Origin of the sequence: Micromonospora sp. M51 (assembly GCF_018070305.1) — a bacterium.
Taxonomy (GTDB): domain Bacteria; phylum Actinomycetota; class Actinomycetes; order Mycobacteriales; family Micromonosporaceae; genus Micromonospora; species Micromonospora parva.
In genome coordinates, this window is record NZ_JAGPXZ010000146.1 from 1 (window position 1) to 10,425 (window position 10,425).

At 72.2% G+C, this 10,425-nt stretch carries 12 protein-coding genes and 1 pseudogene; 8 read left to right on the forward strand and 5 right to left on the reverse strand.

Going from position 1 to position 10,425, the window contains the following annotated elements; genetic code table 11:
- Positions 1 to 240, forward strand: a pseudogene (locus KBX53_RS10830) (MFS transporter); the annotation flags it as partial.
- Positions 237 to 362: a hypothetical protein gene (locus KBX53_RS36840; protein WP_256443348.1), complete on the forward strand. Its 126-nt coding sequence runs from the start codon at positions 237 to 239 to the stop codon at positions 360 to 362. The pseudogene KBX53_RS10830 and the gene KBX53_RS36840, both read left to right, overlap by 4 nt.
- Positions 363 to 403: 41 nt before the next feature.
- On the opposite strand, the gene KBX53_RS10835 is transcribed toward KBX53_RS36840, so the two are convergent.
- On the reverse strand, positions 404 to 1,132 hold the full coding sequence (locus tag KBX53_RS10835; RefSeq protein ID WP_210858942.1) for an SDR family oxidoreductase: 729 nt from the start codon (positions 1,130 to 1,132) through the stop codon (positions 404 to 406).
- 224 nt (positions 1,133 to 1,356) lie between these two features.
- On the opposite strand from KBX53_RS10835, the gene KBX53_RS10840 reads away from it, so the two are divergent.
- Both KBX53_RS10840 and KBX53_RS10845 read left to right on the forward strand, forming a co-directional pair.
- Positions 1,357 to 1,818 (forward strand): peroxiredoxin, encoded by a 462-nt coding sequence (locus KBX53_RS10840; protein ID WP_030327675.1) that lies wholly within the window; start codon positions 1,357 to 1,359, stop codon positions 1,816 to 1,818.
- Between the two features lie 83 nt (positions 1,819 to 1,901).
- Positions 1,902 to 2,588, forward strand: coding sequence for a hypothetical protein (locus KBX53_RS10845; RefSeq protein ID WP_210858943.1), 687 nt, complete (start codon positions 1,902 to 1,904; stop codon positions 2,586 to 2,588).
- A 6-nt stretch (positions 2,589 to 2,594) separates the two neighbouring features.
- Here the strand turns inward: KBX53_RS10845 and KBX53_RS10850 are convergent, their stop codons facing one another.
- A complete protein-coding gene (locus tag KBX53_RS10850) occupies positions 2,595 to 3,047 on the reverse strand; it encodes a MarR family winged helix-turn-helix transcriptional regulator (RefSeq protein ID WP_210858944.1) in 453 nt (150 codons plus the stop codon).
- Positions 3,048 to 3,144: 97 nt separating this feature from the next.
- Between KBX53_RS10850 and KBX53_RS10855 the strand changes: the two genes are divergently transcribed.
- Positions 3,145 to 3,588 (forward strand): winged helix DNA-binding protein, encoded by a 444-nt coding sequence (locus KBX53_RS10855; RefSeq protein WP_210858946.1) that lies wholly within the window; start codon positions 3,145 to 3,147, stop codon positions 3,586 to 3,588.
- Positions 3,589 to 3,759: 171 nt separating this feature from the next.
- On the opposite strand, the gene eis is transcribed toward KBX53_RS10855, so the two are convergent.
- The 3 genes from eis to KBX53_RS10870 form a co-directional block, all read right to left on the reverse strand.
- Positions 3,760 to 4,953, reverse strand: a complete 1,194-nt coding sequence (gene eis, locus KBX53_RS10860; RefSeq protein WP_210858948.1) for an enhanced intracellular survival protein Eis — start codon at positions 4,951 to 4,953, stop codon at positions 3,760 to 3,762.
- Between the two features lie 169 nt (positions 4,954 to 5,122).
- Positions 5,123 to 6,121 (reverse strand): cytochrome d ubiquinol oxidase subunit II, encoded by a 999-nt coding sequence (gene cydB, locus KBX53_RS10865; RefSeq protein ID WP_030327670.1) that lies wholly within the window; start codon positions 6,119 to 6,121, stop codon positions 5,123 to 5,125.
- 15 nt (positions 6,122 to 6,136) lie between these two features.
- A complete protein-coding gene (locus KBX53_RS10870) occupies positions 6,137 to 7,552 on the reverse strand; it encodes a cytochrome ubiquinol oxidase subunit I (RefSeq protein WP_030327669.1) in 1,416 nt (471 codons plus the stop codon).
- A 173-nt stretch (positions 7,553 to 7,725) separates the two neighbouring features.
- Between KBX53_RS10870 and KBX53_RS10875 the strand changes: the two genes are divergently transcribed.
- From KBX53_RS10875 to KBX53_RS10885, 3 genes are all read left to right on the forward strand, one after another.
- Entirely contained in the window at positions 7,726 to 8,487 is a 762-nt protein-coding gene (locus KBX53_RS10875) for a 1-acyl-sn-glycerol-3-phosphate acyltransferase (RefSeq protein WP_210858950.1), read from the forward strand.
- Between the two features lie 297 nt (positions 8,488 to 8,784).
- A complete protein-coding gene (locus KBX53_RS10880; protein ID WP_030327667.1) occupies positions 8,785 to 9,552 on the forward strand; it encodes a glycerophosphodiester phosphodiesterase in 768 nt (255 codons plus the stop codon).
- A 17-nt stretch (positions 9,553 to 9,569) separates the two neighbouring features.
- A partial coding sequence (locus KBX53_RS10885) for an MFS transporter (protein WP_210858951.1) occupies positions 9,570 to 10,425 on the forward strand: 856 nt, incomplete at its 3' end.

Genomic DNA, 10,425 nt, shown 5'->3' on the forward strand with positions numbered 1-10,425 from the left:
GCGGGTCCGCTGATCGTCCACGGGGTCCTCGACGCGCAGGGCGCGCCGGGCTCGCTGCCGGCCGCGGCGTACCGGCCGGCGCTGGTCACGATGGTCGGGGTGCTGGCGGTGGGCTTCGCGGCGAACCTGCTGGTCCGGCCGGTGCCGCAGCGCTACCACGAACCACCGGCGGATCAGCGCGCCGACGAGACGGCGCACCGGGACGAGGACACGACGAGGCAGAGGAGTGGTACGCGATGAGTGAGGACAGCCGTCCCGGGCAGCAGGCCCGGTTGTGGATCTCCTGGTTGGTGGTGGCGGCGCTGCTCGGCTACGGGGTCGCGCAGACCGTCATCACCGCGGCGAAGCTGTTCACCCACTGAGGTGCGTGCGGGGTGCCGTGCGACGGCACCCCGCAGCGCGGTCAGAGGCCGCCGGAGACGCGCAGCACGGTCCCGGTGGCGTACGAGGCGTCCGGGCCGAGCAGCCAGGCGATGGCGGCGGCGATCTCGTCGGGTTCGCCGGCGCGGCCCAGTGGGATACGGCCGACCGCCGAGTCGGCGCGGTCGGGCACCCCGGAGTCGGCGTGGATGTCGGTGCGCACGATGCCGGGGGCGACGGCGTTGACCCGGATGCCCCTGGGCGCGAGTTCCTTGGCCAGGCCGACGGTGAGGGTGTCGGTGGCGGCCTTCACGGCGGCGTAGTGCACGTACTCCCCCGGGCTGCCGAGGGTCGCCGCCGCCGAGGAGACGTTGACGATCGCCCCACCGTCGCTGAGCCGCCGGGCGGCCTGCTGGGCGCAGAGGACGTAGCCGACGAGGTTGACGTCGACGACCCGGCGCAGGTCCTCGACGCGCAGCTCGGTGAAGGGCCCGATGAGGCTGGTGACGCCGGCGTTGTTGACCAGGCCGGTGAGCGGGCCCAGCTCGGCGGCCGCGTCGAACAGGGCGCGTACCTGCTCGGGGTCGGTGGTGTCGGCCCGTACCGCGATGGCCTGTGCGCCGGCGGCCCGCAGGTCGGCCAGGACGGCGTCGGCGGCGTTGTGGTCGCGGCGGTAGCACAGGGCGATGTGGTGACCGGCGTGGGCGAGACGGCGGGCGGTGGCCGCGCCGATGCCCCGGCCGCCGCCGGTGATGACGGTGACGGGTGCCACGGTGCCTCCAGGGCTGTCGGTGGGATGGGCCGACGCTACCGTGACCAGCCCGGGTCGGTCGTCGAGAGGAGAGTCACACGCAGCGGGCGCCGGTCCCCGCGCCGACGTCGGCGGCGCCGGCCGGGCGGGCCCAGGCCGACGAGATGGCGGCGCTCTGGGGGTGATCGCTTACGCTCACCGCGCGGTCGATCGGGCAGCGGTCGATCCGACGATGGAGGTGCGCGGTGGCGGGTGTGGGTGTCGGCGACGTGGTGCAGGATTTCGAGCTGCCGGATGAGACGGGCACGCCGCGGCGACTGTCGGAGTTCCTGGCGACCGGGCCGGTGGTGCTGTTCTTCTACCCGGGCGCGATGACCCGCGGGTGCACTGCGGAGAGCTGCCACTTCCGCGACCTCGCGGCGGAGTTCACGGCGGTGGGCGCGTCGCGGGTGGGCATCAGCCGGGACCCGGTGGCGAAGCAGGCCGAGTTCTCGACGCTGCACGGGTTCGACTATCCGCTGCTCTCGGATGCGGACGGGACGGTGGCGCAGCAGTTCGGGGTGAAGCGGCGGCTGCCGTTGGGGGCGTTGAGCACGAAGCGGATGACGTTCGTGATCGGCACCGACCGGCGGGTCATCGAGGTGATCCACAGTGAGGTGAGCATGAACGACCACGCGGACCGGGCGCTGCGGGCGCTGGGCGGCTGAGCGGGCGTGAGCCCCGTGCGGCGGGTGTCGCAGCCGGCTGATATCAAGACAGCAATCAAACAGGTGTACGGAAGAGGGTTGTGATGGATGCCGGCCAGGGTTTGTCCACTAGCGAGGTGCAGAGCATCCGGGAGGCGTTGGCGGCCGGGCGTAAGCCACGGGTGGTGTTCACCGCGGCGGCGGGGCAGATCGCCGGTCAGGTCGGCCAGGTGATCGAGCTGACCGACCCGGAGGTGTCCGACGAGTTCGTGGTGGTGCGCTTCGGCCGCGACGAGTTGCCGTTCTCCCCCGCCGACCTGGCCGTGGCGCCCAAGGGGGCCGGCCGTCGGGTGGTGGAGCCGAAGCCGGAGCCCGAGCCGGAGACGCCGCCCGCGGTGGCCGCGCCGGAGTTCGTGTTGGACACGCCGCGGGTGCCCGCGCAGCGACAGGAGGAGCCGAAGGTGGAGCAGACGGAGAAGCCGCCGGCGCGGCGGGCGGTCAAGGCCGTCAAGCCGAAGGGCCCCGCGGGTCTCACCGTGACCCTGGCGTACGCCGACGGTGAGTGGACCGTCGCGGCGCAGCAGGGCAGCAAGGCCCTGGCGAAGCCGTACGTGGTGAAGCCGGCCGAGGCGTTGAAGATGGTGGCCCTGGTCGACGTGCCGGGGGTGCAGGAGGCGGTGGAGCAGATCCTCGGCACCGAGCGGGCCGAGGCGGAGCAGCAGGCCGAGAAGCTGCGCGCCGAGTTGGCCGAGATCGAGGCCCGGCTGGCGGAGCTGCGCGAGGCCCGCTGAGGCGGGTCAGTGCCGGCTGTGGTGCCGCAGCAGCCGGGTGAGCAGTCGGGTCAGCTGTTCGCGCTCGTCGGTGGACAGTGGGGCGAGCAGGTCGGCCTGCACGCGCTCGACTGTCACGCCCATCCGGCGCGCCTCGTCGGCGCCGGCGTTGGTGACGCTGATGACGTTGCGGCGGCGATCGGCCGGGTCGGGGGCGCGCACCACGAGCCCTCGGCCGGCCAGGTCGTTGATGGTGGCCACCACGTCGCTGCGGTCGATGCCGCAGCGCCGGCCGAGGTCGGCCTGGCTCGCGGGCCCCTCCTCGGTCAGGGTGGCGAGCAGCCGGTAGTGGTAGCCGCGCAGGTCGTGCGCGGCGAAGCCCTCGCTGAGCAGCCGGGCGGCGTGGCTGGCGGTCTGGTTGAGCAGCCAGCTCGGGGTGGTGCTGAGCCCGGCGGGTGACTGCGGGGCCGCGTGATCCATGGGGCGCAGCCTACCAGGAATCGTTGGCACGACCCACGATCGAGTGTTACGTTGGCTGCACCAACGTTGGCGTGGCCAACGTATTGAAGGAGGCGTCATGTCCACCGTCCCCACCCTCAACGGCCAGGTCATCGGCCAGGCCCACTACGCCACCCGCGCGCTGCTCGAACGGACCGTCGCTCCCCTCGGCGTCGAGTTCCACCAGCTGCTCGTCCTCAACGTCCTCGCCAACGGCCCGGTCGAGCAGGCCCAGCTCACCCAACGGATCACCAGCACCCTCAAGGTCGACGAGCGGGAGGTGCGGCGGGTGCTCACCACCCTCGTCGACGCGGACCTCGCCCAGAGCGACCCGGACAACGCGACCCGGCTACGGCTCACCGACGCCGGTCGCGCCGTGCAGGCCCGCATCGCCGACGCCGTCGCGGGCATCAGCGCCCGCCTGTACGCGGACATCGCACCCGCCGACGCCAGCGCCGCCGCCCAGGTGCTCACAGTGGTCACCCAGCGCGCGAACGCCGAACTGGCAGCGATCCCGACCTGACCGGGAACGAGTCCACCACCGTCGACCAGTGGGTAGCGCAGCGACCTGGGGGCGTGCCGGTTCCGGTGACCGGCCCCCGCGCGGGGGCCGGCGTTTCACGCTGACGCGCCGGCCAGCGACCCACGCGCCAGCGTGACGCCGGCCAGCGACCCGCCTGCCGGGCCCGGTCGGTCAGAAGTAGTCGAGCAGCTGCGCCGGGCCGCCCACCCCCAGCAGGTCCAGGGCGGCCGGGTCGGCGTCACCGGCGCTGTGCAGCAGCCCGGCCTGCGCCACCGACCGGGCGTGCGCCGCCCCGGCGTACAACAGCGCGAAACCGCGCACGTCCAAGCGCAGGTCCGCCTCGGTGTCGACGCGGGTCAGCTCGGCGGCGCCGTCGGCGACAGCCAATCGCCAGGTGCCGGTGTTCCACTCGGCGAGCGGGTCGATGAGGTGGAAGTCGACAACGCCCCGGGCGTGAACGGGCCACCCCCGCGCGCCCACCGCGCGGGCCACCTCCACCGGTCGGTGCATCCACAGATCCCGCTCGTGCTCGCGGGCCGACTCCAGCGGCAGCAGAACGCTGACCGCGTCCCCGTCGAGCGGGCACAGCCGCACCGTCGGCGCGACGCTGGCCCAACTGCCGAGGACCCCGACGAGTTCCCGGGCCGCCTCGGCGGTGGTGGCCAGCGCCTCGTCGACGGTGAGCACCGAGTCGGCCCCGTAGCCCCGGCCCCGCTGCCAGGTGGCGTAACCGACCAGCTCGCCGTCGGCCTCGACGAGGGTCAGCCCGTCGCCGGGCAGGCCCCCGTCGGCGGCGAAGAAGTCGTACAGCGTCCCCCGGCGCGTGAGCATGCCGTTGCGGTGTCGGGCGACCTGCTCGTAGAGGTCGGCGACGGCGGCCAGGTCGGCGGGTGTACCGGCCCGCACGCTCAGGTGCGCGGCGGGCCGGTGCCGGGGCAGCGCGGCGGTGGCCAGGTTGAGCGTGCGCAGCACCCCGGCTGCCTCCACCCCGCAGGCCCGGTACGGGGCGGCCACGGTCGGGTACAGGGCGCTGACCGCAGCTCCCCGCTCGCGGGCGCCGCGCAGCAGAGTGGTGAGCAGCGCTCGGGCCACACCCCGGCCCCGGGCCTCGGGCGCGACCGCCACCCCGGCCACGTCGGCCGCCGGCACCGCCCGGCCCGACCACCACTGGTCGTGGTGCAGGTCGACGGCCTTACCGACGAGCCGACCGGCGTCGTCGAACGCGCCGTAGCGGGTCAGGCCGGGCACGTCGACGCTCGTGCTGGCGGGGCGCTGCGGGTCGGAGCCGAACGCGAACCGACCCAACTCCCAGGCGGCGTCGAGGTCATCGGTGGTGAGTTCACGTACGTGCACAGTCGCGGGCATCGGGACAACCTAACCGGACGGCTCCGCAGCCACCGCTGATTTACCACCGCCATGATCACCCCGGCCCGCGATCTTGCACTTCCTGTCCCGGCGAAGGGGCTATGTCCCGCATATCGTCCACCGAAAGTGCAAGATCGGCGCGGGCCCGTGCGCGGGCCCGCCGGACCGGTCAGTGCTGCGGGATGTTGGCCACGCCGATGCGCTTGCGGAACACCCAGTACGTCCAGCCCTGGTAGGCCAGCACCACCGGGGTGAAGATCACCGCCACCCAGGTCATGATCTTCAGGGTGTACGGGGTGGACGCGGCGTTGGTGGCCGTCAGCGTGCCGGCCGCGTCCAGGGTGGAGGGCAGCACGTTCGGGAACAACGCCGCGAACAGGGTCGCCACGGCCAGGCCGATCGCCACGGCGGTGCCGGTGAACGCCCAGCCCTCCCGGCGTACCTTGGCGGCGGCCAGACCACCGAGCAGGGCGAGGGCCGCGCCGACGGCGAGCACGACGGCGGCCGCGCTGGAGCGGATGGTCAACGTCCAGGTGAGGAAGCCGACCGCGAGCACGGCGGCGCCGACGCCCAGGCGCACGGCGAGCGCGCCGGCGCGCTCGCGGATGTCGCCGGTGGTCTTCAGGGCGAGGAACACCGCGCCGTGGGTGAGGAACAACGCGAGGGTGGTCGCGCCGCCCAGCAGGGCGTACGGGTTGAGCAGGTCCAGCAGGCCGCCGACGTACTCGTGGTCGGCGTCCAGTGGCACACCGCGCAGGATGTTGGCGAAGGCGACGCCCCACAGGATCGCCGGCAGCAGTGAGCCGACGACGATCGCGGTGTCCCAGCGGCGCTTCCAGGACGCCTCGGGGCGCTTGTGCCGGTACTCGAAGGCGACGCCCCGGGCGATCAGGGCCAGCAGGATCAGCAGCAGCGGCAGGTAGAAGCCGGAGAAGAGGGTGGCGTACCACTCGGGGAACGCGGCGAACATGGCGCCACCGGCGGTGATCAGCCAGACCTCGTTGCCGTCCCAGACCGGGCCGATGGTGTTGATCAGGACGCGGCGTTCCCGGTCGTCGCGGCCGAGCACGGGCAGCAGCATGCCGACGCCGAAGTCGAAGCCCTCCAGGATGAAGTACCCGGTGAAGAGGACGGCGATGAGGAGAAACCAGATGGTGGTGAGGTCCACGGCGGGCTCCGGTGATCAGTAGGCGAAGGCGAGCGGGCGCTCGGCGTCGTCGTGGGTGTCGTCGATGGGGTGCTCTTCGCTGACGTCGGGCACACCCGCCTTGGCGTAGCGCAGCAGCAGCTTGACCTCGATCACCGCGAGGGTGGCGTAGATCAGCGTGAACGCGGTGAACGAGGTGAGCACCTCGGTCAGCGAGACGCTGCGGGAGACGCCGTTGCGGGTGAGCATCTCGCCGAAGACGATCCACGGCTGGCGGCCCATCTCGGTGAAGATCCAGCCGAAGGAGTTGGCCAGCAACGGCAGCACCGGCATGGCCAGCCCGGCGCGCAGCAGCCACTTGCTGCTCGGGGTGCGGCCCTTGCGCTGGCTCCAGAGGACCAGCAGGGCGATCGCGCCGGCCGCCATCCCGAAGGCGATCATGAAGCGGAAGCTCCAGTAGGTGACCGGGATGATCGGGGTGTAGCTGCCCGCGCCGTACTGGGTGGCGTACTGGGCCTGCAGGTCGTTGATGCCGTGCACGGTGCCGTTGGGGTCGCCGGTGCCCAGGTACGACAGCAGGTACGGGATCTTGAGGGCGAACACCTCACGGCTGCCGTCGAGGCTGCCGATGGTGAGCACGGAGAACGAGGCGGGGCTCTCGGTGGTGTAGAGGCCCTCGGCGGCGGCCATCTTCATCGGCTGCACATCCGTCATGATCTTGCCCTGGATGTCGCCGGTGAACAGCACGGCGGCGGAGGCGACCAGGACCACCCAGGAGCCGAACTTGGTGGCGAAGCGGTACGCGCCGGTGTCGGCCGAGTCGCGGTTGCGGATCACGTGGTAGAGGCCGACCGCGACGACCAGCGACCCGGCGACCAGGAACGAGCCGGCCAGGGTGTGCGGGAAGGTGATCAGGGCGACCTTGTTGGTCAGCACGGCCACGAAGTCGGTCAGCTCGGCGCGCCCGCTGTCGGGGTTGATCCGGTAGCCGACCGGGTTCTGCATGAACGAGTTCGCCGCGAGGATGAAGTACGCGGACAGGTTGGTGCCGATCGCGGCGGCCCAGATGCTGGCCAGGTGGGCCCGCTTGGGCAGCCGGTCCCACCCGAAGATCCACAGGCCGATGAAGGTGGACTCGAGGAAGAAGGCGACGAGCGCCTCGATGGCCAGCGGTGCGCCGAAGATGTCGCCGACGAAGCGGGAGTAGTCGCTCCAGTTCATGCCGAACTGGAACTCCTGCACGATGCCGGTGACCACGCCCATGGCAAAGTTGATCAGGAACAGCTTGCCGTAGAACTTGGTGAGCTTGAGGTAGCGCTCGTTGCCGGTGCGGTGCCACATCGTCTGCAGGATGGCCACCAGCACGGACAGGCCGATGGTCAGTGGCACGAAGAGAAAGTGGTAGACGGTGGTGACACCGAACTGCCAGCGGGCAACGTCCAACGCGTCCACCTGAAAACCCCCAACCATCCGTACTACGAGACGTAGTAAATACTACTGCTCGTCGTAGAGAAAGAGCGGGGCCAGGCGGCCCGAAACGGCCCGGGACCAATGACCCTGATCACCCGGGCAACCCGCCGACCCGCCCTCGCGGCCCGGCCACCGCGTGCGACGATGTCGCGCTGATGAACACCTCCACCTGGCAGCCGCCGCTGACCTGGCGCGCCGCCCTGCTGCTGGCCCGGGGCCTGGTCGGCCTGCTCGCCCGCCTCGAGGTCACCGGCGACGTCCCGGCGCATCTGCGTCGCGGCCCGCTGGTGCTGGCCGCCAACCACATCAGCCCGTTCGACCCGTTGGTCATGGCCGCCGCCTGCCAGACCCGCGGCATCGCCCCGCGGATCATGGCGACCGCCGGACTGTTCCGCGTCCCGCTCTTCGGCGCCGCCATGCGCCACGCCGGGCATATCCGGGTCGACCGGGGCACCAGCGCCGTGCACCGGGCCCTCGACGACGCCGCCACGGCCGTGGCCCGCGGCTCGGTGATCCTCATCTACCCCGAAGGGCGCATCGGCCTGGACCCGGGCCTGTGGCCCGAACGCGGCAAGACCGGCGCCGCCCGACTCGCCCTGGCCTGCGGCGCCCCCGTCATCCCGGTCGCCCAATGGGGCTCGCACGAGGTGCTGCCCTACCAGGCGCCCCGGGGGATGCTGCGGGGCATCGCCCGCTCCCTGCGCCGTCGACCGGTGATCAGGGTGCACTTCGGCACCCCCGTCGACCTGGGCGAGACAACGGCAACCAACCCCGGCGCGGCCCGCCGGGCCACCGACCGGATCATCGACGCGCTCACCGACACCCTCGCCCCGCTGCGCCCCGACGAGCCGGACCTGCCCCGCCACGTGGACCCGGGCCGCCCCGTCGACCCCAGTCGCGCCCACCGCCGCCGCTGACCCGGTCGGCCTCCTACCGCGATCTTGCTCGGCCTCCTGCCGCGATCTTGCACTTACTGTCCCCGCATAAGGGGCATTCAACGTGTTTCGGCAGCAGGAACTACAAGATCGCCTACCACCTGCGTCGGCGCGGTGCCTGCCGACACTGCGGTCAAGGCCCCCGACCCGGCCCGGAACCGCGGAACCCGGTCGACCAACGCCAGGTGCGCGACGAGCCCGTCAGCGCACCGGGATCACGGGCGTGATCTTCGCCGGCAGGCCACCCACGCGCCACCGGCGGCGGGCATACTGCGTCGCGTGTTGACCCGATTCGGCTACCTCGACGCACCCGCGCCGCTGGCGTTCGCCCACCGTGGCGGCGCCGCCGAGGGCGACGAGAACACCACCGAGGCGTTCGCCCGGGCCATCGGGCTGGGTTACCGGTACGTGGAGACCGACGTGCACGCCACCGCCGACGGCGTGGCGGTGATCTTCCACGACCCGACGCTGCGGCGGGTCACCGGTGAGCCGGGGCGCATCGCCGAGATGAGCTGGGCGGATCTCGCCTCGGTACGCGTCGGCGGCGCCGCCGTCGTACCCCGGCTCGACGAGGTGTTGGCCGCCTGGCCGCAGGTCCGCTTCAACATCGACGTGAAGGCCGACGGCGGCGTCGAGCCGACGGTGGCGACGGTGTCCCGGGCCGGCGCCGGGGACCGGGTGCTGCTCGCCTCGTTCAGCGACGCCCGGTTGACCCGGCTGCGGGCGCTCACCCAGGGGCGGGTCGCCACCAGCCTGGGCATGCGCGGCGTCGCCCGGCTGCGGCTGGCCTCCCTGCACGGGCGGCCGTTGCGGTTGCCGCCGTCGGTGGTCGCCGCGCAGGTGCCGCCGCGCTACGGGCGGGTGCCGGTGGTGGACCGCCGGTTCCTCGACTACTGCCACCGCATCGGCCTGCAGGTGCACGTCTGGACGATCGACGAACCAGCCCAGATGCACGAGTTACTGGATCGTGGCGTGGATGGCATCATGACCGATCACGTCGGCGTGCTGCGCGACGTCTACCGCAGCCGCGGCCACTGGGCCGCCTGAGCGTCGAAGGACCACCGATGGCCGAGACCGTGACCCCCACGGTGGACGACACTCCGCCCCCGGCGAGCACTCGCCGGGAGCGGCGCGGCTGGTACATCTACGACTGGGCCAACTCCGCGTTCCAGACCACCGTCATCACGGTGTTCCTGGGCCCGTTCATCACCACCGTCGCCGAGCTGGCCGCCGGTTGCGAGTTGGGCGCGGACACCTGCGACGGGTACGTGTACCCGCTGGGCATCCGGGTGGCGGCCGGGTCCTACTACCCGTACCTGATCTCGCTGTCGGTCTTTCTCACCGTGTTCGTGCTGCCGGTGATCGGGGCGATCGCCGACCGGTCGGCGCACAAGAAGCGGCTGCTCGGTGGCGCCGCGTTCACCGGCGCCGGCGCCACCGTCGCGATGATCTTCGTGACCGGCGACCGTTACCTGCTTGGCGGGGCGCTCTTCCTGGTCGCGAACATCTCCTTCGGCGCGGCCCTGGTGGTCTACAACTCGTTCCTGCCGCAGCTCGGCGGCCCGGACGAACGCGACGGCATCTCCAGCCGCGGTTGGGCGCTGGGTTACCTGGGCGGCGGTCTGCTGCTGGCGTTCAACCTGGTGGCGGTCACCCTTTTCAGCGAGGACGACAACCCGCAGCGCACCCTGGACCTGGCCCGCTGGTCGATCGTCTCCGCCGGGGTGTGGTGGGCGGTGTTCACCCTCGTGCCGCTGCGCTGGCTGCGGGAACGCCCCGGCGCGGCGGCGGCGCTGGCCCGGCAGGGCAACGTGCTCACCGACGGGTTCCGGCAGCTGGGCCGCACCCTGCGGGAGATCAAGGCGTACCCGTTGACGCTGTTCTTCCTGCTGGCGTTTCTGGTCTACAACGACGGCATCC